The 24,607-nt window shown below is 61.0% G+C and carries 23 protein-coding genes; 5 read left to right on the plus strand and 18 right to left on the minus strand.

The window, feature by feature from the left end; translation table 11 throughout:
- Positions 1 to 29: 29 nt before the first annotated feature.
- From AC13C2_RS08760 to AC13C2_RS08770, 3 genes are read right to left on the minus strand one after another with little or no spacing between them, the layout of a single operon-like run.
- Complete coding sequence (locus AC13C2_RS08760; RefSeq protein ID WP_175495888.1) at positions 30 to 941, minus strand: MBL fold metallo-hydrolase; 912 nt, start codon at positions 939 to 941, stop codon at positions 30 to 32.
- A 2-nt stretch (positions 942 to 943) separates the two neighbouring features.
- Complete coding sequence (locus AC13C2_RS08765) at positions 944 to 1,378, minus strand: DUF6691 family protein (RefSeq protein WP_092763860.1); 435 nt, start codon at positions 1,376 to 1,378, stop codon at positions 944 to 946.
- Positions 1,379 to 1,389: 11 nt separating this feature from the next.
- Complete coding sequence (locus AC13C2_RS08770; RefSeq protein WP_092763606.1) at positions 1,390 to 1,839, minus strand: YeeE/YedE family protein; 450 nt, start codon at positions 1,837 to 1,839, stop codon at positions 1,390 to 1,392.
- A gap of 57 nt (positions 1,840 to 1,896) precedes the next feature.
- Between AC13C2_RS08770 and AC13C2_RS08775 the strand changes: the two genes are divergently transcribed.
- Entirely contained in the window at positions 1,897 to 2,235 is a 339-nt protein-coding gene (locus AC13C2_RS08775) for a metalloregulator ArsR/SmtB family transcription factor (protein WP_482886572.1), read from the plus strand.
- A 231-nt stretch (positions 2,236 to 2,466) separates the two neighbouring features.
- On the opposite strand, the gene AC13C2_RS08780 is transcribed toward AC13C2_RS08775, so the two are convergent.
- From AC13C2_RS08780 to AC13C2_RS08845, 14 genes are all read right to left on the minus strand, one after another.
- Positions 2,467 to 3,933, minus strand: a complete 1,467-nt coding sequence (locus AC13C2_RS08780) for a mannitol dehydrogenase family protein (RefSeq protein ID WP_482886573.1) — start codon at positions 3,931 to 3,933, stop codon at positions 2,467 to 2,469.
- Positions 3,933 to 4,703: an L-iditol 2-dehydrogenase gene (locus AC13C2_RS08785; RefSeq protein ID WP_482886574.1), complete on the minus strand. Its 771-nt coding sequence runs from the start codon at positions 4,701 to 4,703 to the stop codon at positions 3,933 to 3,935. Before AC13C2_RS08785 ends, AC13C2_RS08780 begins: the two co-directional genes overlap by 1 nt.
- Positions 4,700 to 5,704 carry an ABC transporter ATP-binding protein gene (locus AC13C2_RS08790; protein WP_092763598.1) on the minus strand — a complete coding sequence of 335 codons (1,005 nt, stop codon included), beginning with the start codon at positions 5,702 to 5,704 and terminating at the stop codon, positions 4,700 to 4,702. Before AC13C2_RS08790 ends, AC13C2_RS08785 begins: the two co-directional genes overlap by 4 nt.
- A gap of 11 nt (positions 5,705 to 5,715) precedes the next feature.
- Positions 5,716 to 6,546, minus strand: a complete 831-nt coding sequence (locus AC13C2_RS08795; protein WP_482886575.1) for a carbohydrate ABC transporter permease — start codon at positions 6,544 to 6,546, stop codon at positions 5,716 to 5,718.
- A 15-nt stretch (positions 6,547 to 6,561) separates the two neighbouring features.
- Positions 6,562 to 7,428 carry a carbohydrate ABC transporter permease gene (locus AC13C2_RS08800; protein ID WP_092763593.1) on the minus strand — a complete coding sequence of 289 codons (867 nt, stop codon included), beginning with the start codon at positions 7,426 to 7,428 and terminating at the stop codon, positions 6,562 to 6,564.
- A gap of 139 nt (positions 7,429 to 7,567) precedes the next feature.
- Complete coding sequence (locus AC13C2_RS08805; protein ID WP_482886576.1) at positions 7,568 to 8,884, minus strand: ABC transporter substrate-binding protein; 1,317 nt, start codon at positions 8,882 to 8,884, stop codon at positions 7,568 to 7,570.
- Positions 8,885 to 9,008: 124 nt separating this feature from the next.
- Complete coding sequence (locus AC13C2_RS08810; RefSeq protein ID WP_424338351.1) at positions 9,009 to 10,013, minus strand: LacI family DNA-binding transcriptional regulator; 1,005 nt, start codon at positions 10,011 to 10,013, stop codon at positions 9,009 to 9,011.
- Positions 10,014 to 10,249: 236 nt separating this feature from the next.
- Positions 10,250 to 11,416: an iron-containing alcohol dehydrogenase gene (locus tag AC13C2_RS08815; protein WP_092763587.1), complete on the minus strand. Its 1,167-nt coding sequence runs from the start codon at positions 11,414 to 11,416 to the stop codon at positions 10,250 to 10,252.
- A gap of 4 nt (positions 11,417 to 11,420) precedes the next feature.
- A complete protein-coding gene (locus AC13C2_RS08820) occupies positions 11,421 to 12,791 on the minus strand; it encodes an aldehyde dehydrogenase family protein (protein ID WP_482886577.1) in 1,371 nt (456 codons plus the stop codon).
- A gap of 3 nt (positions 12,792 to 12,794) precedes the next feature.
- Positions 12,795 to 14,156 (minus strand): glutamine synthetase family protein, encoded by a 1,362-nt coding sequence (locus AC13C2_RS08825; RefSeq protein WP_482886578.1) that lies wholly within the window; start codon positions 14,154 to 14,156, stop codon positions 12,795 to 12,797.
- A 62-nt stretch (positions 14,157 to 14,218) separates the two neighbouring features.
- Positions 14,219 to 15,256, minus strand: coding sequence for a TRAP transporter substrate-binding protein (locus AC13C2_RS08830; protein WP_482886579.1), 1,038 nt, complete (start codon positions 15,254 to 15,256; stop codon positions 14,219 to 14,221).
- A 50-nt stretch (positions 15,257 to 15,306) separates the two neighbouring features.
- Entirely contained in the window at positions 15,307 to 16,632 is a 1,326-nt protein-coding gene (locus AC13C2_RS08835; protein ID WP_092763578.1) for a TRAP transporter large permease, read from the minus strand.
- The gene (locus AC13C2_RS08840) at positions 16,632 to 17,201 is read right to left on the minus strand and encodes a TRAP transporter small permease subunit (RefSeq protein ID WP_092763576.1); all 570 of its coding nucleotides are present in this window, start codon (positions 17,199 to 17,201) and stop codon (positions 16,632 to 16,634) included. The genes AC13C2_RS08835 and AC13C2_RS08840 overlap by 1 nt, the downstream gene beginning before the upstream one ends.
- A complete protein-coding gene (locus AC13C2_RS08845; RefSeq protein ID WP_482886580.1) occupies positions 17,189 to 17,962 on the minus strand; it encodes an N-formylglutamate amidohydrolase in 774 nt (257 codons plus the stop codon). Before AC13C2_RS08845 ends, AC13C2_RS08840 begins: the two co-directional genes overlap by 13 nt.
- A 117-nt stretch (positions 17,963 to 18,079) precedes the next feature.
- Here AC13C2_RS08845 and AC13C2_RS08850 point away from each other — a divergent pair, with 117 nt between their 5' ends.
- Positions 18,080 to 18,952, plus strand: coding sequence for a MurR/RpiR family transcriptional regulator (locus AC13C2_RS08850; RefSeq protein ID WP_092763572.1), 873 nt, complete (start codon positions 18,080 to 18,082; stop codon positions 18,950 to 18,952).
- 151 nt (positions 18,953 to 19,103) lie between these two features.
- On the opposite strand, the gene AC13C2_RS08855 is transcribed toward AC13C2_RS08850, so the two are convergent.
- Positions 19,104 to 20,297, minus strand: a complete 1,194-nt coding sequence (locus AC13C2_RS08855) for a winged helix-turn-helix domain-containing protein (protein WP_482886581.1) — start codon at positions 20,295 to 20,297, stop codon at positions 19,104 to 19,106.
- A 763-nt stretch (positions 20,298 to 21,060) separates the two neighbouring features.
- On the opposite strand from AC13C2_RS08855, the gene AC13C2_RS08860 reads away from it, so the two are divergent.
- The 3 genes from AC13C2_RS08860 to AC13C2_RS08870 all read left to right on the plus strand — a co-directional run bounded on the left by AC13C2_RS08860 (position 21,061) and on the right by AC13C2_RS08870 (position 24,468).
- Positions 21,061 to 22,092, plus strand: coding sequence for a fatty acid desaturase (locus AC13C2_RS08860; RefSeq protein WP_092763568.1), 1,032 nt, complete (start codon positions 21,061 to 21,063; stop codon positions 22,090 to 22,092).
- Between the two features lie 197 nt (positions 22,093 to 22,289).
- Complete coding sequence (locus AC13C2_RS08865) at positions 22,290 to 22,607, plus strand: hypothetical protein (RefSeq protein ID WP_424338190.1); 318 nt, start codon at positions 22,290 to 22,292, stop codon at positions 22,605 to 22,607.
- Positions 22,608 to 23,040: 433 nt separating this feature from the next.
- On the plus strand, positions 23,041 to 24,468 hold the full coding sequence (locus AC13C2_RS08870; RefSeq protein ID WP_482886582.1) for a multicopper oxidase family protein: 1,428 nt from the start codon (positions 23,041 to 23,043) through the stop codon (positions 24,466 to 24,468).
- Positions 24,469 to 24,607: the final 139 nt, after the last annotated feature.

Below are 24,607 nucleotides of genomic sequence, written 5' to 3' on the forward strand. Positions count from 1 at the left end.
ATTTGCTCATGAGTTTCGCTCCTTATTTTTCAGAATTTTCCGACTGGGATTTTCAGGTAGTGGCCGCCGTCGTCTTCCGCTTCGGGCAAATTGCCCCCGCGCAGATTGATTTGCAGCGCCGCCAGCATCCGGTCAGGCAATGACAGGATCGCATCCCGCTCTTCCCGCGTCTTGATATAGTCCTGTTTGGCAGTTCCAGCTTTTACATGGATGTTTTTCGCTTTGTGCGTCTTGACGGTCGCTTCCCACTCAGGCTCGTCCCGTCCTTTCGAACCGTAATCGTGACCGACAAAAAGTCGTGTGTCGTCGGGAAGCTCGAAGATCGCCTGAAGTGAATTCCACAGATCCTCGGTCGTACCGCCGGGGAAATCGGCGCGTGCGGTTCCACTGTCGGGTTGCATGAACGTGTCGTGAACAAAGGCCGCGTCACCGCAGATATATGTGATGGATCCCAGCGTGTGTCCCGGCGACAGCATCACGCGCATGTCCATATCGCCCAGTCTGAACGTATCGCCATCGGCAAAAAGCCGGTCAAAGTCACGCTCCGGGTCAAAGGCATCCGGCGTGTGATAGATCCCGCGCCAGATCTCGGCGATCTCTTTGACTTTCTCACCGATGGCATTCGGTGCGCCGGTGCGCTCTTTCAGTTGCGACGATGCCATCAGGTGATCGGCGTGGGGATGGGTGTCGAGGACCCATTGGACCGTAAGCCCCTCCTGTTCCACCAGGTTCAGCACCTGATCCATGCTGCGCGTATCGACCGCGAAGCTGGCAGGGTCGAAATTCAGTACCACGTCAATCAGCGCGGCCTTCTTCGTCGAGGGATCGGCGCAGATATACTGAATCGATCCGGTATCGGGTTCGTAGATGCCCCAGACATCGGGGCTGTCTTGGCCAGATGACGCGGAATGGCGCACGACCGGGTCGTTCAGCTTGGACATGATTACGCTCCTTTTTTTGCGAAGAGGGGAGATGACTTTCCGAAATCGGCCAGCACGATACCAATCAGCATTGCTGGAAGAAAAACGAGGATTCCGGTCGATCCGATTGCCAGCGAGGCCCAGGCCGGCCCCGGGCAGAACCCGCCCAGACCCCAGCCCACGCCGAAGATCGCCGCACCAGTCAGCAACGGTGCGTCTATGGTGCCGCTGGCGGGCAGGTCGAACTGCGTTCCCATGACAGGAGTGCCGCGCCGCCACACCAGACGGTAGCCGATGAAGGCAGTGACCGACGCACCGCCCATCACGAAGGCCAGGCTGGGGTCCCACGGCCCGAGTATGTCAAGGAAGTTCAGGACTTTGGCCGGATTGGCCATGCCAGAAACGATAAGACCCAGACCGAAGATCAATCCGGCGGCGAACCCTATGATATTGCGCATCTTAAGGCTCCTCAGAGGACGTGGCGAACGATGGTGGTTGTCAGTACGGCTGCGGCCACGAAGACCGCGACGGCGGCAGCAGATCGCGGCGACAGGCGCGCCAGCCCGCACACGCCGTGGCCCGAGGTACAGCCCGATCCGAAGGCAGTGCCGAAACCGACAAGAAGTCCGGCCAGCGCCATGCCCGCAAGGCTGGTCGGAACGGTCTGTTGCGGAAACGATCCCGTCGCCAGCAGCACGGCCAATGGGGCGACCACCAGCCCCAGCAAAAATGACAACCGCCAGCTCCGGTCACCGGTTGTTGCCAGACCCGGAACCGCGGATGTCAGGCCTTTTGTGATCCCAGCAATCCCGGCAATCTTGCCGAACATTCCCATCACCATGACGGCGCTCAGGCCGATCAGCACCCCCCCGAGCAGAGAAAGCCAGGGAGTAAATTCGGTCGCGACCACGGGTCCCATGCGGTATCCTTCGATTTATATATTGCAGATCGTCTGTAATGAGACCATATGTAAGCAATGTCTAAATTAGTCAATACTGATGTAACAAAACGCCGACCACCCCTCGATGTGCTTGAGGCGCGCGCGGAAGATGTCGCCGCTCAACTGGCACTTCTGTCCAATGCGAACCGTCTGATGGTTTTGTGCCATCTTTTAGAGGGCGAGCAATCAGTCGGCGCTTTGCAAGGGCAACTCAGACTTAGCCAGTCTGCGCTCAGCCAGCATCTGGCGCGGCTGCGCGATGCCGGAATGGTCGCCACGCGGCGGGAGCGACAGACGATATACTACCGCATCGCAGATGTGCGGGTGCATCGTATGATCGACGCACTCTATCATATTTATTGTGTACCTGAATGACAGAATATCGTGTCGGGTCCTGCCGGGCGGTTACCTGAAATCCGGGTAAGAGTTCGACAGCAACGCCCGCATATTCTGGGCCGGGACTGAGCGGAAACGTACTGGTGCCGCAATGTGTGGCAAGCACGCTGAGGTCGATGTGACAGATGCCGCTGGCACGCACATGGGCCAGGACGTTGACCTTGCATGGACGTTGCCCTTGCAGGAAAGACAACGGCCCCCATGATCGCGTCATTGCCCGATGTATTGTTCCAGTGCGGCGTCGGTTCCGTTATGCCAGATTATTCGCAGCCAGTCCTCGAAGGCGTCGACGAAGCGCGGTGCGGCGGCCAGGTCGCCGTAGAGATGTTCTTGCTCCAGCCAGGCCAGCGGGCGGGTGCGTGCAGCCTTGGCCACGGTGTTGAGATCAGCCCACATCGGATCGTTCGGCTCGATCGTGGAGCCGTCCTCCCGCGTGCCCTCGCACATGCGCGCCCAGATCGCCTCCACCAGAGCGAGGCCCGCTATGGGGGCACCGCTGGCCAATCCGTCGCGGATGATGGGATGGAGAAAGCCGGTGTGCCGGGAGGAGCCATCGAAAGCCACTCGCCGCACTGTATCGACGATGCGCGGATTGGCGAAGCGTCGGGCGATCAGCTCCACGTAATCCGAAGGTTCCATGCCCGGAACGGGGGCGACATGCGGAACGATTTCTGTCTTCTCGACCTTGTCGAAAAGCGCGGCGATGAGCGGATGTTCCATGCACCCCGAGATCGTCTCGGTTCCCAGAAGCTCTCCTGGGTTCGCGATGACCTGATGGCCCGCGTTGAGGATTCGGATTTTCATCGCTTCATAAGCGTGAACGTCGTCCGCAAAGGTCGCACCGGCCTGGTCCCATGGCGGGCGACCGGCGCAGAACGCGTCCTCGATCACCCATTGGCGGAAATTCTCATGCGTGACGGGCGCGTCGTCCGCGATGCCCAGTTCACGGACAAGAGCCAACTCGGCGGGGCCCGTCGCTGGCGCGATGGAATCGACCATGGAGTTCGGAAAGGTTGCGTTCGCATTGATCCAGTCGGCCAGCGCGGGGTCGGACAGGCGGGCGAGCGAGACGATGGTCTGGCGAAGGATGTCACCGTTGCCCTGGAGGTTGTCGCAGGACTGGCATGTGAAAGGACCCTGGTCTGCCGCGCGACGCAGACGCAGCGCCTCGATCATCGCGCCGAAGGCGGTGAGGGGCGTGCCGGGGTTTTCCGCATCGTGCCGGATATCGGGGTGGTCGGCGTCGAAGCCCTTGGTGGCGGGATCGATGTAGTATCCGCCTTCGGTCACGGTCAGGGAGACGATGCGGATATCGGTCTCGGCCATGCGGCGGATGAGGGGACCGTTTCCTTCCTCGACGGGCAGGAAATCGATCATGGAACCGATCACCTCGGCCGAGACGCTTTCGGGCGCGAGTTCGATCAATGTCGTCAGACAGTCCTGAGCCAGGAGTTTATCGCGCATTTTCGCGTCGGCTGCCCGCACCCCGGCACCGACAATTGCCCAATCCTGTGCCTTGTCGTCCTGCATGAGCCGGTGGAGATACCAGCCCTGATGCGCACGGTGGAAGTTGCCAAGGCCGATGTGGACGATGCCCGCCGTGAGCCTTGCACGATTGTAGGTCGGGACGCTGATTCCGTCTGGAAGCAGACCGAGGGTTTCGTTCGACAGGCGCATCAGCTCATCCACTGACCGCCATCCACATTATAGCACTGCGAAACGACGTAGTCGCTGTCTGATGAGGCCAGAAAGACGGCCATTGGAGCCAGATCCGTCGGTACCGCAAAGCGTCCGGCAGGCACGCCCGCCTCGACCTCGCGTTTCTTCTGTCCTGGTTCCTTGCCCTCGAGTGTGGCGAACATCGTATCCACGTGCTTCCAGTGTTCGCCGTCCACCACACCGGGGGCGATGGCGTTCACGTTGATCCCGTGGCGGATGAGGTCCAGCCCCGCCGATTGTGTTATCGAAATGACAGCGGCCTTGGTCGAACAATAGACAAGCACCAGCGCTTCGCCCCTGCGACCGGCCTGGCTGGCCATATTGATGATCTTGCCGCCATGGCCCTGGGCGATCATCTGGCGTGCCGCGGCCTGCATCGTGAAGAGTGTGCCGGCCACATTCACCGCATAGAGTCTCTCATAGCTGGTCCGTGTGATGCCAACGGTCTCGGCCGCATCGAAAAGGGCGGCATTGTTGACAAGGATGTCGAGCTTGTCCGCGCGCTTAGTCACGGCGTCGATGGCCGCGTCGATGCTCCCCTGGTCGCTGACGTCGATCCGGACGGCGTAGGCCGCGTCACCGATCTCGGCCGCGGCGGCCGTGGCGGCATCCATGTCGATGTCCGCGATACCTACCGTCGCGCCCTCACGGACATAGGCTTCGGCAAAGCCCCGGCCAATGCCGCGCGCGGCTCCGGTGATAAGGGCGGATTTGCCGTTCAGCCTCATGCGATGCGAAGTCCCTGAGCGTCGAAACGGTGAATCTTGTCGGCCTCGGGGGTCAGATATACCGTGTCGTTGTGGTGCAGGTCGATATCGCCTCCGGCGCGGACAGTGATAGTCTCGGTAAGGCCCGTGTCGTGGATGTGCAGGAACGTGTCGGAACCCAGGTGCTCGGAAAGGCCCACACGCCCTTTCCACAGACCTTCGGTCTTGGACGGGACAAGGTGCTCGGGACGTACCCCGATCGTATGGGCTCCATGCTCGGCGGCGGTGGCGCCTTCGAACAGGTTCATCGTGGGTGAGCCGATAAAGCCTGCCACAAAGAGATTGCGGGGCTTATGATAAAGTTCAAGCGGCGACCCCACCTGCTCGATATATCCAGCGCGCAGAACGACGATCTTGTCGGCCATGGTCATGGCCTCAATCTGGTCGTGCGTCACGTAGATCATCGTCGTGGCAAGATCCTTGTGCAGTTCACCGATCTCGACGCGCATTCCGTGGCGCAGGGCTGCGTCAAGGTTCGACAGTGGCTCGTCGAACAGGAAGGCGGCCGGTTCGCGCACGATGGCGCGGCCGATGGCGACACGCTGACGCTGGCCGCCCGAGAGCTGCCCCGGTCGCCGCTCGAGATAGTCGGTGAGGTTCAGAATGCTGGCCGCATGCGCGATGCGTTTGTCCTGCTCGGCCTTGTCCATCTTGGACATCCGCAATGGGAAGGCGATGTTCTTGCGAACGGACATATGCGGATAGAGCGCGTAGGACTGGAACACCATGGCAAGCCCGCGCTTGGCGGGCGATACGGTGGACACATTGCGTTCGTCAATCTCGATGTCTCCGCTCGAGACGTCTTCCAGCCCCGCGATCAGGCGCAGCAGCGTGGACTTGCCGCAGCCCGAGGGTCCGACGAAGACGACGAACTCGCCATCCTCTATCTCCAAGTCCAGAGGTGGAATGACCTCCACGTCGCCGAAGGCTTTGCGGACGCCCTTTAGAACGATGCGACCCATGTCGGTCTCCTTTACTTTACGGCGCCGAAGGTGAGGCCGCGCACGAGTTGTTTCTGGCTGAACCAGCCCATGACAAGGATGGGGGCGATGGCCAGCATCGAAGCGGCAGACAGCTTGGCGTAGAACAATCCTTCCGGCGCGGAAAAGCTGGCGATGAAGGCCGTAAGCGGCGCGGCATTCACCGTGGTCAGCAGGATTGTCCAGAAAGCCTCGTTCCAGGCCAGGATGATGTTGAGAAGGATGGTCGAGGCGATTCCCGGCACGGCCATCGGCGTGAGCACGTAGAGGATTTCAGACGAAAGGCTGGCCCCGTCCATGCGCGCAGCCTCCAGGATTTCGCCGGGAATTTCGCGGAAATAGGTATATAGCATCCAGACGATGATCGGCAGGTTGATCAGCATCAGAACGACGACCAGAAGGATGCGGCTGTCCATCACGCCCAGCCACTTCGCCAGCAGGACCAGCGGATAGAGCACGCCGACGGCCGGCAGCATCTTGGTCGAGAGCATCCAGAGCAGGACATCCTTGGTGCGCCGACCCGGCACGAATGCCATGGCCCAGGCCGCAGGCACCGCGATGAGGATGCCTAGCAGGGTGGAGCCGACGGCAATGATGATCGAGTTCATCAGCGCCTTGGGATAATTCGACCGTTCCTGCACGGCGGTGTAGTTTTCGGTCGTCCAGTCGAACAGGAACCATACAGGCGGATCGGCGATCGCCGTGGCCTCGGTCTTGAACGAGGTCAGGAACGTCCAGAGGATCGGGAAGAATATCGCCAGGCCGAACCCCCAGGCGAGGGCGGTCCACATGACTTTTTTCTGGGTGGTGATGGCACGGGCCATGAAGTCTCCTCCGCCTCAGTTATCGAGGTTCTTGCCGACGATCCGCATCAGGAAGATTGCGATCACATTGGCAAGAATGACGGCAATGATCCCTCCGGCGGACCCCAGGCCGACGTTCTGGCTCTCCAGCACGCGCTGGTAGACGAGATAGGTCAATGTGCGCGTCCCGAAGGCCCCGTTCGTGGTCACGAAGATCTCTGCGAAAATCGATAACAGGAAGATCGTCTGGATCAGGATGACGACGGTGATGGCCCGGCTCAGGTGAGGCAGGATGATGAAGCGGAACCGCGACAAAGCCGGCGCACCGTCCATCTCGGCGGCTTCCAATTGCTCGCTGTCGAGCGACTGCACGGCCGTCAGCAGGATCAGCGTCGCAAACGGCAGCCACTGCCATGCCACGATGACGATGATAGACAGCAGGGGCGACTGGCTCAGGAAGTCGTAGGGCTGAAAGCCCAGACCTTTGAAGAGGTAGCTGAACAGACCGTTGTCGACATTGAAGAACATATTCTTCCAGACCAGCGCCGAAACGGTCGGCATCACGAAGAATGGCGCGATCACGAGGATACGCACGAAGCCTTGGCCATACATGGGCTGATCGAGCAGAAGGGCTAACAGGACCCCGCCGATGATGGTGATCGAAAGAATTCCGGCGACCATCCAAAGCGTCGTGATCAGGGCCGACATGAAGGAGCTGGAGGTCAGGAAGCGCACGTAATTGTCGAATCCGATCCATGCGTCGAATGTGCCGCGCAGAGGGCGGTAGTCGGCAAAAGAGAAGTAGAGCGTCATGAGGAGCGGGATCAGCATCCAGACCAGCAGGACGAAAACCGCAGGTGCGATCATGATCCGGGCGGCCGATTTTGAATGTGCTGTCGCCATGACAATAGTTCCCGGATGGCCTGAAGATATACAGGATCGCGTCTAGAGAGCTTCGAATGAAGCCTGCGAAAAGTCAAACAGTGGTATAAATCGAGTATCGGACGGCACAATGGAGTGCCGTCCGACTATGAAGCGCGGCTTAGTAGCCCGCGGCTTCCATTTCTTCTGTGGTCAGCTCTTGCGCGTTGGCAAGGGCCTGCTCGGCGGTCTGATTGCCAGCGAGGGCATCCGAGAACTGCTGACCGACTTCGGAGGCAATGCCTGCGAACTCCGGGATGGCGACGAACTGCACACCCGTGTACGGCACCGGATCGACTGTCGGATTGGTCGGATCAGCCGAGTTGATGCTGTCCAGAGTCATCTTCGCGAACGGCGCCGCATCCAGATACTCCTGGTTCTCATAAAGCGAGGTGCGCGTGCCCGGAGGAACGTTGGCCCAGCCTTCGTTCGAGGCAACCAGTTCGGCGTAGGCCGGTCCTGTGGCCCAGCTGATGAACGCCTTGGCGGCTTCCTGCTTCTCGGACGATGCCGGGATGGCCAGCGACCAGGCCCAGAGCCAGTTGGCGCGCTTGCCCAGCCCGGTATCGGGGGCCAGTGCGAAGCCAACCTGATCGGCGACGGTCGAGTCGTCACCCGTCACGAAGGAGGCCGCCACGGTGGCATCGATCCACATGCCGCACTTGCCCTGTTGGAACAGGGTCAGGTTCTCGTTGAAACCGTTGTTGGCGGCACCGTTCGGACCGGACTCGTTCATCATGTCGAGGTAGAAGTTGAGCGTGGTGGCCCATGCTTCACTGTCGAACTGCGCATTCCACTCTTCGTCGAACCAACGCGCGCCGAAGGAGTTGGACATCGCGGTCAGGAAGGCTGCATTTTCACCCCAGCCGGCCTTACCACGCAGGCAGATGCCGTTGATCTCGTTTTCACGATCGGTCATGGCAGCAGCGGCTTCGCGGATGAAGTCCCAGGTCGGGGCATCCGGCATTTCCAGACCGGCCTTCTCCATCAGATCCTTGCGGTACATGACCATCGAGGATTCACCGTAGAAGGGTGCGGCATAGAGTTCGCCGTCGACGGTCAGACCACTGGCGATCGCGGGCAGCAGGTCATCCGCATTCCAATCGTCGGCCATACCTTCGTTCAGCGAAACGAGCCAACCATTTCTGCCCCAGATCGGAACTTCGTAAGTGCCGATGGTCATCACGTCATAAGCGCCACCGCCGGTCGAAATGTCGGTGGTGACGTTCTGCCGAAGAACGTTCTCTTCCAGCGTGACCCATTCGACGTTTATGTCGGGGTTCTTGTCATTGAAATCGTCGGTCAGGCCCTGCATCCGGATCATGTCGCCGTTGTTGACGGTGGCGATCGTGATGGTCGTGGCGTGGGCGTCCGCAAAGGCAGAGCCGGCGACGAGCGTAAGGGCCGTCGCTCCATAGAGCGCGTGCTTGAGTGTCATTGGTGTCCTCCCTGGACGTCTGATGCGGGGCGGACAGATTAGCCCCCACCCATATCCAATACACGAGCACCCGATATCCGTCAATTAGAATTTTACCCGCGTAAATATTCCGGGAAAGGCCGACTCATGCCGAGGTACGCATGACCAGGGTTCCTGGGAACAGCGTTTCGGTGCGCTGACGGTCCTCTTCGCTCGCTTCGATCACTGCGAAAAGCGCTTCCACGCTGTGGTCCGAAATCGCCTCGTAGTCCTGCGCGACGGTCGTCAGGGACGGACAGGTGAACCGGGAAAAGGGGTGATCGTCGTGGCCTGCTATACGCATCGCGCAACCGTGTCCCCGTCCTACACGCAGACCTTTTTCATAGGCCGCCGCAAGCAGACCGATGGCAAGACGATCGTTCGAGCACAGGACCGTGTTGGTGGCGAACCTGCGCCCTTCGATTGCCCGGATGCCTTCGGCATGACCTATTTCCTCGAACGCCCAGCCGTCCCCATCCACATGGACGATATGAGGCTGGTGCCCCAGGCCCATCATCGCTTCTGTATAGGCGCGGCGACGCTTGTTGGCATTGGGATTAACCGGAGCCATCTCGAAGAAACAGGGCGGTTCTCCCGTCCGGCACAGATACTCCACCATCAGGGGAATCGACTGAAAGTTATCCGAGCCGACGAAGGCCTCACCGACGCCCTCGACATTCGCGTCGAAGAGCACCGTGGGCACATCTTCACAGAAGCTCTCGAGGAGGTCACGGTCCGAACTGCGCCCGAGCGGGGCAAGCAGCACACCTGCGGGCTTGAGCGAGCGCAGGCTGCGGAGGATGTCCGTTTCCAGTTCGGTCCGACCGTGCGAGCTGAAGAGAAGTGGAGAGAAGCCCGCGTCTATGCAACGCTGCTCTATATTTCGGGCCATTTCGGCAAAAAACGGGTCTGCAAGATAGGGGACTACGATGCCGATTGTCTTGGTCAGGCGACGGTTCTGATTGATAGCATAGATATTCGGGCTGTAATCATAGGTTTCCAGCGCCTGCTCAATCTTTGCGCGCGTTGATTTTCGCACACTGTCCGGGTCGTGAAAATATTTCGACACGGTAGGGCGGGAAATGCCGCTAACACGAGCAAAGCTTTCCATGTTTGGTATTTTCTGCAATGGAGATGCTTGCCTTCTATGAAATTAGAGAGCTTATACTTGCAAGATCCCGTCGCGGGTGTCACCGCATCGTTACGCGAAGCAATTTATACTTTACCATAGACAAGTTTGGACTGAGCGGTCAAGTAATCTGCCGCCTCCAGAATCCGCAACTCCATGTCTGTAACGCATGACCATGCGCCTGCGTGGAATGGGCAACTGGCGATCCGACCGCGTTATTAACTGCCCTCAAGACACTCGCGCAGCAAGGTCGTAAGGTTTTCGCGCGTAAGTTCCACCGGATTGCCGCCGCAACTCGGGTCGCGCAGCGCCGCATCTACAAGCGCATCAACATCCGGGTCGACCACGCCCAGCAAGGCAAGCGAACCGGGGATGCCAAGTGCGGCGTTCATCTCTCCGACGAAAGCGTGGAACCCGTCGAAACCGTCCGCGATCCCGAGATAGTCGGCAGCCGAAGCAATCCGCTCGGCAATCGCCGGACGATTGAGACGCAGGACTGCCTGCATGAAGACGGCATTTGTCGTGCCGTGATGAGAGCCGTGGACCGCGCCGATGGGGTGCGACAACGCGTGGATCGCGCCAAGCCCCTTCTGAAACGCCGTGGCGCCCATTACGGCTGCGGACATCATGTGCGCGCGCGCCATGATATCGGTGCCGTCGGCATAGGCGCGCGGCAGATTTTCCTTCACCAGGCGCATCCCCTCAAGTGCCATGCCCTGCGACATTGGGTGGTAATGCGGCGAGCAGAAGGCTTCGAGACAATGTGCAAAGGCATCCATACCGGTCCCTGCGGTAATGGGACGAGGCATCCCGACCGTCAGTTCGGGGTCGCAGATGACCACGGTTGGCAGGATTTTGGGGTGGAAGATGATTTTCTTTTCGTGGCTGACGGAATTGGTGATGACAGACGCGCGACCGACTTCGGACCCGGTTCCGGCCGTCGTCGGTACGGCGACAATGGGGGCGATGCCGTCGGCGTCCGCGCGGGTCCACCAGTCGTCGATATCCTCGAAATCCCAGATCGGTCTGGATTGGCCTGCCATGAAGGCCACAAGCTTGCCAAGGTCGAGGCCTGAGCCACCGCCGAAGGCCACCACGCCGTCATGGTCGCCGTCACGGTAGGCGCGGATGCCGGCTTCGGCATTCAGTTCGGTCGGGTTGGGATCGACTTCGGCGAAGATCGCCCGGCCCAGTCCTGCCTGTTCAAGCAGATCAAGTGTGTTCTGCGTGATCGGAAGATTCGCAAGCCCCCGGTCGGTGATCAGCAGCGGGTGACGGATGCCCGCTGCGACGCAGGCCTCCCCGATCTCGGAGATGCGACCGGCGCCGAAGCGAATCGCCGTGGGATAGGACCAGTTTGCGCGCGGTGAAGCAGTGGCGGGCATGGGATCAACCCTTCTTGAGGTGGTAGGATTTCGGACGGGTCAGATTGTGAAACCCGATTTCGGACAGGCCTCCGCCACGCCCGGTGTCCTTGCAGCCCGTCCAGCATAGTGCCGGGTCCAGGTAATCGGCGCGGTTCATGAATACCGTTCCGGTTTCGATGCGGTCGCCGATGGACTCGGCCCGGTCGGCATCGTTGGTCCAGATCGAGGCGGTCAGCCCATAGGCGCTGTCGTTCATCAGAGCAATCGCCTCCTCGTCGCCGGAAACTGGCATGATGCCGACGACGGGACCGAAACTTTCCTCGCGCATGACCCGCATATCGTGGGTCACGTCGATCAGCACCTGCGGCATGAGATAGGCTCCGCCGTCGCGGGGGAACAGCGCGGGGTCAATCAGTGTCGTCGCCCCGGCGGCCACAGCTTCGGCTGTCTGCGCGCGTATGGCGTCGGCGAAACGGGTCTGCGCCATCGGACCGAGCGTCGTGTCCGGGTCGAGCGGATCGCCGAGCACAAAGCCTTCGACAATCTTCACGACTTTGGCTGTGAAAGCGTCGAAATGTTGCTCGGCCACGTAAATGCGCTCGATCCCGCAGCAGCATTGACCCGAGTTGAACATAGCACCGTCGATCAGCGTCTCGGCGGCGGCATCCAGATCGGCGTCGTCGCAGACATAGCCGGGGTCCTTGCCGCCCAACTCCAGTCCCAGGCCGGTGAAGGTTCCCGCCGCCGCCCGCTCGATCGCCTGACCCCCGGCGACGGAGCCGGTGAAATTGACGAAGCCGAACGACCGCGCGGCGATCAGGTCCGACGTGGTGTCGTGGTCGAGGAACACATTGGCGAAAACATCCTCCGGCACACCCGCTGCGTGGAAGGCCTGCGCCAACCGCTCACCTACCAGCGGCGTCTGTGAAGCATGTTTCAGGATGACCGCGTTCCCTGCGATCAACGCGGGCGCGATAGTATTGATCGCCGTCATGAAGGGGTAGTTCCACGGCGCCACGACCAGAACGACGCCCTGCGGCACCCGCTTGATCATACGGTGGAAGGCGGCGCTGTCTTCGACCACCTTTGGGGCAAGGGCGTCGGCGGCGATTTTCGCCATATACGCGGCACGTTCCTCGAAGCCGCTGAATTCGCCGCCATAGCGGATCGGGCGGCCCATCTGGTGCGCCAGTTCGGGCACGATCTCGTCGTTCATCGCTCCGATGCGAGCGACCCCGGCCATGACCCGTTCGATCCGTTCGGCCAACGGGCGCGCGGCCCAGTCGTTCTGCGCGGCACGGGCGCGGGCCACCACGTCGCGCGCGGCGGCGGGGTCCAGTGTTTCGCGTTCGGCAAACACGGTGCCATCGATGGGAGAGATGCAGCGGATCATATGTCAGGCCCTTTCAAAGCCACGGGCGATTTCCCAGTCGGTGACCACGCGATCGAACTCCTCCTGCTCCCACTCGGCGCAGCGGGTATAATGATCGATCACATCGTCGCCCATTGCCGCGCGCAGCATGGCGGACCCGCGGAGCGTCTCGGTGGCATCACGCAGCGTGCGGGGAATGTCGGCGGCCCCAGCGGCATCATAGACATCGCCGCCGGTTGGGGGGGCAAGATCCATCTTGTCCTTGATCCCCTTGATCCCGGCGGCAAGCATCGCAGCTTGCGCCAGATAGGGGTTCAGGTCCGATCCGCCGATACGGCATTCCACCCGGATCCCGTTGGTGTTCGCGCCGCACAGACGAAACCCGGCGGTGCGGTTGTCGACCGACCAGACGGTCTTGGTGGGGGCGAAGGTGCCCTTGGCGAAGCGCTTGTAGCTGTTGACATAGGGCGCGAGCAGGGCCGTGTAATCCGGCGCATAGGCAATCAGACCGGCCATGTAGTGCCGCATCAGCCCGGACATGCCGTGTTCTCCATCCGGGTCGTGAAACGCAGGTTTACCATCCTGCACAAGCGATTGGTGCACATGACTTGAACTGCCGGTGCGGTCCTTGTGCCATTTGGGCAGGAAAGTCGCGGCACGGCCCTGAGCCCAGGCGATTTCCTTGACGGCGTGTTTGGCGATGGTGTGGTGATCGGCACATTCGAGGGCAGGGGCGTAGCGGATGTTCAGCTCCGCCTGTCCGGCCTCGGCTTCGCCCTTGGTGTTCTCGACCGGGATGCCGGCGGCATGAAGGTGATTGCGAAGGGGGCGCAGCACGCCCTCCTCCTTGGTGGTCTGGAGGATGTGGTAATCCTCGTTATAGCCCGAAATCGGCTCCAGATCGCGGAAGCCATCGCGACGGATGTGGTCGAGAGGGGCCGCGAACAGGAAGAATTCCAGCTCCGTCGCCATCATCGCTGTCAGACCCATCGCGTCGAGCCGCTCGATCTGGCGCTTCAGGATGGCACGGGGCGAATGCGGCACGGGTTTGTGGTCGTGGTGGTCAAGCACATCGCACAGGACCATTGCCGTTCCCGGCAGCCAAGGCATCATGCGGATCGTGTCGAGGTCGGGCTTCATCACGTAGTCGCCGTAGCCTGCTTTCCAGCTTGCCGACGCATAGCCGTCCGGCGTCGCCATCTCCAGGTCGGTGGCCAGCAGATAATTGCAGCAATGCGTTTCTTCGTGCGAGGACTCCATAAAGTTGGATGCGTGGAACCGCTTGCCCATCAGGCGGCCTTGCATGTCCACCAGACAGACCAGAACGGTGTCGACCGACCCGTCGGCGACATGCGACGCTAGGTCGTCGAAGCTGAGTGTGGACATGGGTATGCTCCCTCATTGTGGTCGGACCGGCGGCGAAGGACCCGCCGCCGGTCTGGTCTCGGTCAGCCGTTGGTGTAGGGCGGACCGGCCTGATTGACGACTTCGTTGTAGTCGCGGAAAATCGACACGATCTTGGCGTTGATCTCGCCTTCCCCTGCGACTTCATCCCAGAAGTCCTTGGCGGCGTTCTCGACTTCGGCCCATTCGGCGGCGGGCACGGTGCGCAGTTCAAGCTTGTCGCCGCGCGCCCGCAGTCGCGCCTCGCCACCCCAGTACCACTGGTTGCGGTAGGTGTGCCCGGCTTCGATGCCCGCCATGACCAATTGTTTCAGGTTTTCGGGCAGTTCGTTCCAGCGTTCCTGATTGACGAAGAAGGACCCGATCCATGCACCAGAGATGTTATTGGTCAGGAAGTAATCCGTCACGTTGGCCCAACCGACTGTGTAATCCTCGGTGATGCCGGACCATGCCATGCCATCCAACTCGCCGGTCTGGACGGCGACTTCGGCGTCCTCGTAGGGGATGTTGACGGGCACGACGCCGAACTTCGTCAGGAAGCGACCCGCTGTCGGGAAGGTATAGAGCCGCAGTCCATCCAGGTCGGCGACCGACTTGATTTCCTTGGTCGTATTGAAGTTGCAGGGGTCTTGTCCTGCCGCCGACAGCCATTGAACACCGACCTTGGCATATTCCTCGCGCCAGATATCGGCCAGACCATACTGGTTAAACAAGACCGGCACGTCGAGGATGTGCTTGGTGGCGAACGGAAAATAACCACCGAACTGCCGCAGCGGTGTGGGCGAGGCCATCGAGTCGTCATCGGAATGTACCGCGTCGATGGTGCCACGCTGGAGGGCCTGAAACAGCTCTCCCGTGGGGACGATCTGGTCGGCGTAGAACAGTTCGATTTCCATCTCGCCGTTCGACGCCGCGTTGATGTAGTCGATGATCGGCTTGGTCACATGCTCGCCGAGGGCGGCCCCGGCATAGGTCTGGAAGCGCCAGCGGATCGGCTCCTGTGCGCGGGCGATGGTTGGGGCGGCGAGGGCGGCGGCACCGCCGACTCCCGCAGTGGTGAGGAACTTGCGTCTTGTAGTCATCGTCTCTCTCCTTGCTGGTTTCTTGGTCGTCTTGCAGGTTTCGGGACGCGTCACGGGCCGTAGATATATTCCGGCAGCCACAGCGCGATCTGAGGGAAGATCATGACGACGACGAGCGCCAGAACCATGACCAAAACGAATGGCAGTATGGATCGGTAGATATCCTGGATCGAAATCTCGGGCGGAGCCATCGCACGCATCAGGAACAGGTTATAACCGAAGGGCGGCGTCATGTATGCGATCTGGCAGGTGATCGTGTAAAGGATGCCATACCAGATCAGGTCGAACCCGAGCGCGCCCACCAGCGGCACATAAAGCGGCGCGACGATGACCAGCATCGCCGTATCGTCCAGAAACGTCCCCATCAAGATGAAGCTGAGCTGCATCAGGATCAGGATGACCCAGGGGTTCAGGCCCAGCCGTTCGGTGAACAGCCCCTCGATCGCCTTGACCGCGCCAAGCCCGTCGAAGACCGCGCCGAAGGCCAGCGCGGCAAGGATGATCCACATGAACATGCAGGTGATGCCCAGCGTGTTGCGCACCGAATTCTCGAAGACCTCGCGGGTCATGCGGCCTTTGAGAACGGCGGCGGAAAACGCGGCGAGCGCCCCGATGGCAGAAGATTCGACGAGCGAGGTCCAGCCGTTGACGAAGGGCACCATCATCACCGCGAAGATCACCAAGGGCAGCAGACCGGCGCGCAGAAGGCGCAGCTTTTCGGGCAGTGGAATGTCGCGGTCCTCGGCGGCCAGAACCGGACCCAATGCCGGGTTCAGGCGGCAGCGGATCGCGATATAGGCGATGAACAGCGTGGCCATCATCAGGCCGGGTACTACGCCCGCCAGCCAGAGTTGCCCCACCGGCTGTCGCGCGATCATCGCATACAGCACCAGCACGACCGACGGCGGCACGAGGATGCCCAGCGACGATCCGGCCTGTATCACGCCGGTCACCATCCGCTTGTCATAGCCGCGTTTGAGAAGTTCCGGCAACGCTATGGTCGCGCCGATGGCCATGCCCGCGACCGACAGACCGTTCATAGCCGAGATCAGCACCATCAGACCGATGGTCCCGACCGCCAGTCCGCCGCGCAGGCCGCCCATCCAGACATGGAACATACGATAAAGATCGTCGGCGATACGCGATTCCGACAGGACGTAGCCCATGAAGATGAACATCGGCAGCGTCAGCAGCGGATACCATTTCATCAGCTTCATCGCCGCTGCGAAGCCGATGTCGAACCCGCCCCGGTCGCCCCAAAGCAAGAGGGCCGCGACCACCGCGACGAAACCGATGGCGCCGAAGACCCGTTGGCCGGTCAGCAGCATCAGCATCATCGTGGCGAACATCAGCGTCGCGATCAACTCGTATGGCATCAGTCGACCTTGCCGCGCAGCAGCAGCACGTCCTTCAGGAACTCCGAAAGACATTGCAGCAGCATCAATAGGATACCGACTATCATGACCGTCTTGATGGGCCAGAGATAGGCGCGCCATGGGGTAGACGAGCGTTCCATGACACCGATGTCCTCGGAGCCGACGGCGAGTGCGCCGAAGAAACTGAACGGGGAGGAGCCGAAGTAGCCCAGCGAATAGGCCGTCGATGCCACCGCGCCATAGAGCAGGACGCCCAGGTAGAACATCAGAAGCAGGATGGTGAAAAGGTCGGTCCAGGCTTTCCGTCGCGGCGACCACGCCCCATAGAGAAGGTCCATACGCACGTTCGTCCCCATCTGGATCGAATACGGCCCACCCAGGACGTAATAGGCCACCATGGCGAATTGCGCCATTTCCAGTGTCCACAGGGACGGCAGAAGGAACGCCTTGCTGGCCGTAGACCAGAGCAGGATGCCCATCAGCACGAAGATCCCATACATGACCACGCGTCCGACCCTGCGATTTATTGCATCTACCGCGTGGATATAGCGGCGGATCATGCCGTCCATGCCCTGCGTCCCTGGGTATCGAGTGTGGTGATGGACCGGGTCAGCCAGTCGGCCAGAATCTCTGCCATTGTCTGTTGCTGCTCCGCTTGCGCGATCAGGTCATTGCGGACCTCGATCATGACATTCGGATGCCCGAAGGGCAGGGCATGTTCCCGCAGCGTATGGGTGACGCCGTCTGCCGGACCGTAAGGTTCGTTGCGGCGGATGTCACGGCCGGACGGTGCTGTGGCCAGCATCGCATCGGCAAGCCGTCGGTCGTCATCGTGAAGTATGCCGATTTCGACCTCCCGTGTGCGACCGTGCCAGACGGGGGCGAAGCTGTGGACCGTCACGAGGATCGGGGTCGTCATCGTCGCCAGCGCGCCCGCGACCGCATCGTGAAACGGGGTGTAGTATTCCGCCAGGCGTCGCGCCCGTTCGACTGTCGACAGTGCGGCATTGCCGGGGACGTCCACACGTTCGCTCAGTGCGGGCATCGCATCGACGGCACCGGGCGCACGATTGCAGTCATAGACCAATCGCGACACCGCACCTGCGACAAGCCTGGCATCCAGCAGGTTCGCCATATGCGTTGCCACGGCCATCGCGCCGGGGTCCCAAACGGCGTGGCTGTCAAGGTGCGCGGGCGATAGTCCAAGGTCATTCAAGCCAGGCGGGATATATCGGGAGGCATGTTCGCAGACCAGCAACACCCCAGCGGCGCCTTCCATGTTATGGCAGACGACGACGTCTTTGGCAGCGGCAGCAGTCTCGACACGCATTCGCGGGGCTCCTCGTGATCGCCAGCGTTTCGGTCTGACGGTAATCTGTCAATGACAATTTGAAACCCTGCTTACAGATTGATAACCTCTGTAACAAATTGCATCAGGATTATGCGCATGACCGAGCCGCTTGCGACGATCTCCGACAGGATACATCAACACATCGACCGCCTTACGCGGGCCGAGCGGCAGTTGGCGCAGGCGATTCTTGAAAATTATCCCGTCTCCGGCCTGGGCCCCCTCGCGGCCCTGGCGAAGGATGCTGAGGTTTCTGCTCCGACGGTTGTGCGGATGATCCGAAAGCTGGGGTTCGAAGGCTATGCCGATTTCCAGCGCGCCCTTCGGGACGAAATGAAGTCTAAGGTCGAGGGACCTATCGCAAAGCACGATACCTGGACCGAAGGCGCGTCCTCCGGCCATGTTCTGAACCGGTTTACCGGCGCTGCGATCGACAACATTCGCCACACGCTTGCGCAGGTCGACCCGGATGAATTCGACCGGGCCTGCGCGCTCATCGCCGATACCGGGCACGCGCTTTACATCGTCGGCGGACGGGTCACGCATACGCTGGCGGAATATCTGTTCCTGCACCTTCAGATGATGCGTCCCGGCGTGACGCACATTCAGTCGACATCGAATGCCTGGCCGCATTATCTGCTGGATCTTGCCGAAGGCGACGTCTTCGTCATCTTCGACATACGGCGATACGAGAACAACACCCTGAAACTGGCCGAGATGGCGCATCGTCGCGGGGCCCGCATCGTGCTGTTTACCGACCAATGGCGGTCGCCGGTCAACGCCTATGCCGAGGTCTGCTTCGGCAGCAGGATCGTGGTGCCCTCGGCCTGGGACTCGGCGGTAACGACGCTTCTGCTGGTTGAATCGCTCATCGCCTCCGCCCAGGACGTCAACTGGTCGGACCGCAAGCAGCGTATGCAACAGCTTGAGGAGATGTTCGACCAGACCGGGCTGTTCCGGAAATTCACCTGACTCAGGCGAAAATCGGAACAGGCAGTGCGGGGCATGCGTCCCGATCCGGGCAGATGCACGCAGGTCATTTTGCGGCGGCCGCTGCGCTTGGTCTGCACTCCGGTGCGCCGATCCGGCGGAAACAGATCAGGAACGCGCTGCTGACGCAGATTCACGCCGGAGCGGTGTCGCGAAGCCAATCCCGTTCATAGGTCACATCGCTTACGCCGGCCAGCCGTGCGCATCGGGCGAGCGCAGTATCGAGCTTTGCCAAACGACCGACACCGTAGCGGACGTTCCGTTCCGGCCAGAGCGCCCTGACGTGCAGGCGGTTGCTGCTACGCAGGGCCTTCATGTCTATCCGCCCCACCAGGCGGTCGCCTTCCAGGATCGGAAAAACGTAATAGCCGTAGCGGCGCTTCGCCTCGGGAACGAAAATCTCGATCCGGTAGGAAAAACCGAAGAGCCGGTCCGCACGTTTCCGGTCGCGCAGGGCCGGATCGAACGGGCTGAGAATGCGAAGGCGGGACGGGGGCCGAACCGGGATATCGTCAAGGGACGCAACCGGCAGAAAGCTGCTCCGCAGACGTCCGTCGGCTTGGGTGATCCTGCCCTCGACAATCTCTCCGCGCGCCTGCGCCCTGGCGCACCAGTGTCTGGCTTCGGACGGTTTGATCAAATCCCAGAATGCCGCCATTTCGCCGGGCGTCGCGAAGCCCAGCCGATCGAGCGCGGTGCGACACGCCCAGTCGACCGTCTCCTCTTTGGTAGGGACTGCGGTCAGATGTTTTGCCGGAATGACGCGTTCGGTCAGGTCGTAGACCTTGCGAAACCCTTCGCGGCGCGTGACGGCAAGACGACCGATGCGCCAAAGATATTCGAGCGCCATTTTGGAGGGGTGCCAGTCCCACCAGCCACCTGATGATCGCGCTTCGTCCAATCCCACATCTGCGGAACAGCACGGTCCTTCATCCAAGATGCGCCGCAGGACCGCATCCAGTTTGTCGTCGTATCCGTCACGACGCCAGCGATGTTCAAACTGCGCCTCGTATCGTCGGAAGCGGAGTTTCCAGTGAGGGAAATGCTGCATAGGGATCATGCTGGCGTCATGGGTCCAGTGTTCGAAGATACCCCTGTCGCGATCATGCAGGCTGTGAAGATTCGGTGGACGATACGCCGGTCTGCGCGCATGCAATATCATGTGATGGGCGCGAGCGACCGTATTGATCGAATCAATTTGCACGAAGCCAAGACGGTCAATGACCTGCTGTAGATCCTGGCCCTTGCCGGTGCCGGATGTCGTGTCGGCCAGTCCGTGTCGTTCGAGGAAAATCCTTCGGGCGGTCCTGTTGTCGAGTTCGGGCATGATTGTCATAGGGGCGGTTTAGCAGGCCAGATAGCAGGGGACACGCGTGTCGCGCAAATGGGGCGTTCGTCGATCTTCGGCGGTGACCAGTCCTGCGGCTGCGGCGATCTTCAATGTATTGCGTTTCATCTCATGTCTCCTTGTCCGGGGCAGGACTATCCCGCCCGATGACATGAAGTTGGGAACCCATCCCGATATTCGCGTGGAGCCGGTATTACCATTATGCAATTTGCGGGTTGTCGCCCCCTTCGGGGTGCGGCGTCCCGGAGAGCAAAGCCGACTGGCGATCATTTGGGTCGGAAGCTGTCAACATTGCAACCGTCGAACCGGCCCCGGTCGCCTTGGCGCCGTCTCTCGTAGCCTGGGGCTGATCCGGATTACGGACCGCCCGATCTTCCGGGCGGCGATTGTCTGCATCGTCGTCTTGTGTCCGCGACCTGCGAAACGCAGGAAACGGCTCCTCTGGAACAATGTAGCGTTCCCGGACACGATCGGGAATTACCCTAGATCTGATTGTCGTTTAACCGTCGCGGGACCGCCCGCAGCGCGGCTTACCCATGGTTCACCTCACGATTAAGCATGGAAAACCGCCCCGAATTGTGCATTGAAGGACGCTACTCTGTCGACACCGGAGGCCCGAGCAGGATCGGCGGTTTGAGAACGGCCTTGCCATTCCTCGCGACAGTCCCGGTCAACGGCGTCACCAATCGCCCCAACGGCGCTTGTCCCTATCGAGGGCGCTTACAACAAGAAAAGCAGGCATATGGTCGATCATTCCGAATATACCCAGCAAAATCCAGACATTGCGAGCGCGCGGGATTGGGTCAAGGTTCTCTCGGGTTATCGCGAACCCAGTACGCTGCGCAGCCTGTTCGAGCTTGCGGTCACGTTAGGGCCTTTCGTAATCTTATGGGGTTTGGCGTGGCTGTCGTTGTCTGTCAGTCTCTGGCTGACGCTTGCCATATCGCTGTGCAACGCGGCTTTCCTGTTGCGCCTGTTCGCGATCCAGCATGACTGCGGGCATGGTGCCTTTTTCAAGAGCCGGACCATGGGGGACTGGCTCGGACGCGGAATCGGGGTCCTGACGCTGACGCCATACGACGTCTGGCGGCGCACACATTCCATTCACCACAGTTCCTCGGGCAACCTTGGACGGCGTGGGATTGGCGATGTTCATACACTGACAGTTGCGGAATATCAGGATCTGACTCCGGTCAAGCGGCTGGTCTACCGACTTTACCGCCATCCCATCGTCCTGTTCGGCCTTGGTCCAGGCTATCTGTTCTTCCTTCAGAACCGCCTGCCCCTTGGGCTGATGGCCAAAGCCAGATACTGGGCCAGCGCGATGTATACCAACGCCTTGATCCTGACCGCCTTGCTGGTGATTTTCTATTTTGGCGGCCTGATGCCGATCCTGCTGATCTTCGTCCCCTCGACCTTGCTGGCCGCGACGGCCGGTGTCTGGCTGTTCTACGTGCAGCACCAGTTCGAGACCACGCATTGGTGTAAGGAAGAGGACTGGAACCTGCATGACGCCGCCCTGCACGGAAGTTCGCACTATGTCCTCCCATCGCCCCTGCAATGGCTGAGCGCGAATATCGGCATTCATCACGTCCACCATCTCTACAGCCGCATTCCCTTCTATCGTCTGCCCGACGTGCTGCGTGACCACGCGGTTCTTTCCATCGGTAACCGAATGACGATCCGGGAAAGTCTTTCGAATGCGCGGCTGCATCTGTGGGACGAAAAGACCAGACGTCTGCTTTCCTTTTCCGATGCCAGAGCGTCTGGATAGCTATCCTTCCTCGTTCCATCGGCGAAGCATCGGGCTTTTCGATATGTTGCGGCAAATTCCGCGCTGATCGGCAGGAAGCGTCGACAGTTCGGGTTCGGTGCGGCGATGCTCATCGTGAGTGCCGAAGGCAAATAGCCGCAGTGTAATCGAGACAATCGGCCTTGATGGACGGTTATGCTCTGGCTAGGTAGTCTGGGATGAGGTTGATGCTCTCTCTTCTCCTGGCGTTTGCGCTGTTTGCTGCAGGCGGGTTCAGTTCAGGCAACGTGCGCTTCGACCAAGGGCATGATGCCGCTGAATCGTTTCGTACGCACGATGTGAAAGTCGCCGATGCGTCGACCTGTTGTGAATCTGTTCCGGAACGTGCGGCGGCGTCATGTCTGTGCTACCTGGCATATGTCCCTGCGCGCTTGACCGTCGATGATACGGTGCGCAGGCTGAACTATCGCATGGCCCAAGCGCGTGCTCCGGCGAGCGTTCTGCCGAACATCCTCCCCGATCCTCCGAAAGCCTGAGGCGTCACTTTCGATACTTCAGAAGCATGCTCTTTGCATGCGCTTTCGATAAGAGGAGCGATCCATGGCTCACCGCCGTCATTTCCTGACACTTCTGGCAGTCACCACACTGACAGGGACCATATGGGGTCGCCTGGTATGGGGAACGACCCTGCCACGCGTTTCGACGTGATCGCTTTCGGCGGCACGGCCAGTGCGGGTCAGTTTTTCTATCGCGCTGGAACCGCCGATCCTTTTGCGGGCTGATGTCTGGTTTCTGCATCGCAGGGGGCTGATCCGGGTCTTTCTCGCCTTGGTGGCGGGTCTGAACCGGCTTTGATCCATAGAACGGGAGGAGGCCGTCGCCGGCCTCTTCCTGAACGTCACGGCGAGGATCGTTATAACGATCACGCCGCAGGTAAACCTTTGATCACACAACACATCGAGCAATCTCATGATATCCTTGACCCGACGATCCCTTCTGGCAAGCGCGTCCGCCGCGTTGGTTATTCCCGCGCTGCCTCGCGTCGCCCGCGCCGCGACAATGCCTGTGCTTTTTGCCGGGCCTGCGACGGCGCAGATCGCGCCTGACGGCAATGACCTGACCGACGTCTGGGCCTATGGGTCTGAGAGCAGCGCCGGGACGATACCGGGCCCTGAAATCCGTGTTCGCGAGGGCGAGCGCGTTCAGCGCCGACTGTCGAACGGGCTGCCGCAACCGACGGCGGTTCACTGGCACGGCATCCGCATCGACAATGCGATGGACGGTGCGGCTGGTCTGACCCAGGACCCGGTGCAGCCCGGCGATACCTTCGACTACGATTTCATCGCCCCCGATCCGGGCACCTATTGGTATCACTCGCATGACCGCTCGTGGGAGCAGGTTGCCCGTGGCCTTGCCGGTCCGCTGATCGTCGAGGAAGCGGAGCCATGGACCGGGCAGGATGGGGCTGCGACCCGCGAGATGACCGTTATGCTGACCGATTGGCGGCTGGAGGCGAGCGGTGCCATTGAAGAGGCCAGCTTCGGCGATATTCGCGATTGGGCCCATGGCGGGCGGCAGGGCAATGTCGTGACAGTCAACGGTCGCAGCGACGCGGAGCTTGAGGTAAATGCGGGCGAGCGGCTTCGCCTGCGTCTGATCAATGCGGCGACGGCGCGGATCATGCCGCTGAGGATCGAGGGGCACGATGCGACGCTGATCGCGCTGGACGGGCACCCCGTCGCGCCCCGCGCAACAGGACAGATCGTGCTTGCCCCGGCGCAACGGGCAGACATTGTCATCGACTGCACAGGCAAACCCGGCTCGAAGGCTGCGCTGATGGTAGATGCCGGTCGCAATCAGTGGGTGCAGGTTGCGGCGCTGGCCTATTCCGACACGGCCCCGGTGCCCGCGATCGAAGGACCTGTCCGTCCGCTTCCGATGACAATGGATCATGCGCTCGACCTGAAAAATGCTCAGCGCGAAGAGATCTTGATGGAAGGCGGCGCGATGGGAAGTATGCGCGGGGCGCGTCTGAACGGGGTTGAGAGTGACTTCCGCCAACTGGTCGCGGCGAAGCGGGCCTGGGCTTTCAACGGCATCGCGGGCGACATGGAAAACCCTGCATTCCGCGCACCGAGGGGCCGTACGGTGCATGTGACGCTGCGCAACGATACCAGTTGGCCGCACGGAATTCATCTGCACGGGCATCACTTCGAGATCCTGACGCGCAACGGACAGCCCGATGCATATAGAGACCGACGGGACACCGTTTTCGTGGCCCCGGAAGAGGTGGTAGAGATCGCCTTCAATGCCGACAACCCCGGCAAGTGGCTGCTGCATTGCCACATGCTGGGGCATCAGGTGGCGGGAATGCGCACCTGGTTCGAGGTGGGCTGACCGGCGTTTCAGACGCCAGTGACGGGCGCGATAACAAAGGTCGCGCCCGCATGACCGAGGTGGACGCAATGTGTCGCGATGCGGCCAGCGGTCGATCTGACGGCGGGCATCGCGCGGGGGTGCGGCCGCATGTCCGGTG

This window comes from Jannaschia sp. L-14R, from assembly GCF_056857695.1.

Bases quoted from the DNA above. Each gene is read 5' to 3' on its own strand.
- AC13C2_RS08790 (WP_092763598.1), bottom strand. From the start codon at position 5,704: ATGGGTCGCATCGTTCTAAAGGGCGTCCGCAAAGCCTTCGGCGACGTG.
- AC13C2_RS08770 (WP_092763606.1), bottom strand. From the start codon at position 1,839: ATGGGACCCGTGGTCGCGACCGAATTTACTCCCTGGCTTTCTCTGCTC.
- AC13C2_RS08775 (WP_482886572.1), top strand. From the start codon at position 1,897: ATGTCTAAATTAGTCAATACTGATGTAACAAAACGCCGACCACCCCTC.
- AC13C2_RS08840 (WP_092763576.1), bottom strand. From the start codon at position 17,201: ATGGACGGCATGATCCGCCGCTATATCCACGCGGTAGATGCAATAAAT.
- AC13C2_RS08765 (WP_092763860.1), bottom strand. From the start codon at position 1,378: ATGCGCAATATCATAGGGTTCGCCGCCGGATTGATCTTCGGTCTGGGT.
- AC13C2_RS08795 (WP_482886575.1), bottom strand. From the start codon at position 6,546: ATGGCCCGTGCCATCACCACCCAGAAAAAAGTCATGTGGACCGCCCTC.
- AC13C2_RS08760 (WP_175495888.1), bottom strand. From the start codon at position 941: ATGTCCAAGCTGAACGACCCGGTCGTGCGCCATTCCGCGTCATCTGGC.
- AC13C2_RS08845 (WP_482886580.1), bottom strand. From the start codon at position 17,962: ATGCGTGTCGAGACTGCTGCCGCTGCCAAAGACGTCGTCGTCTGCCAT.
- AC13C2_RS08850 (WP_092763572.1), top strand. From the start codon at position 18,080: ATGACCGAGCCGCTTGCGACGATCTCCGACAGGATACATCAACACATC.
- AC13C2_RS08815 (WP_092763587.1), bottom strand. From the start codon at position 11,416: ATGCCCGCCACTGCTTCACCGCGCGCAAACTGGTCCTATCCCACGGCG.
- AC13C2_RS08810 (WP_424338351.1), bottom strand. From the start codon at position 10,013: ATGGAAAGCTTTGCTCGTGTTAGCGGCATTTCCCGCCCTACCGTGTCG.
- AC13C2_RS08855 (WP_482886581.1), bottom strand. From the start codon at position 20,297: ATGCCCGAACTCGACAACAGGACCGCCCGAAGGATTTTCCTCGAACGA.
- AC13C2_RS08805 (WP_482886576.1), bottom strand. From the start codon at position 8,884: ATGACACTCAAGCACGCGCTCTATGGAGCGACGGCCCTTACGCTCGTC.
- AC13C2_RS08800 (WP_092763593.1), bottom strand. From the start codon at position 7,428: ATGGCGACAGCACATTCAAAATCGGCCGCCCGGATCATGATCGCACCT.
- AC13C2_RS08860 (WP_092763568.1), top strand. From the start codon at position 21,061: ATGGTCGATCATTCCGAATATACCCAGCAAAATCCAGACATTGCGAGC.
- AC13C2_RS08820 (WP_482886577.1), bottom strand. From the start codon at position 12,791: ATGATCCGCTGCATCTCTCCCATCGATGGCACCGTGTTTGCCGAACGC.
- AC13C2_RS08830 (WP_482886579.1), bottom strand. From the start codon at position 15,256: ATGACTACAAGACGCAAGTTCCTCACCACTGCGGGAGTCGGCGGTGCC.
- AC13C2_RS08865 (WP_424338190.1), top strand. From the start codon at position 22,290: ATGAGGTTGATGCTCTCTCTTCTCCTGGCGTTTGCGCTGTTTGCTGCA.
- AC13C2_RS08825 (WP_482886578.1), bottom strand. From the start codon at position 14,156: ATGTCCACACTCAGCTTCGACGACCTAGCGTCGCATGTCGCCGACGGG.
- AC13C2_RS08785 (WP_482886574.1), bottom strand. From the start codon at position 4,703: ATGAGGCTGAACGGCAAATCCGCCCTTATCACCGGAGCCGCGCGCGGC.
- AC13C2_RS08780 (WP_482886573.1), bottom strand. From the start codon at position 3,933: ATGCGCCTGTCGAACGAAACCCTCGGTCTGCTTCCAGACGGAATCAGC.
- AC13C2_RS08870 (WP_482886582.1), top strand. From the start codon at position 23,041: ATGATATCCTTGACCCGACGATCCCTTCTGGCAAGCGCGTCCGCCGCG.
- AC13C2_RS08835 (WP_092763578.1), bottom strand. From the start codon at position 16,632: ATGCCATACGAGTTGATCGCGACGCTGATGTTCGCCACGATGATGCTG.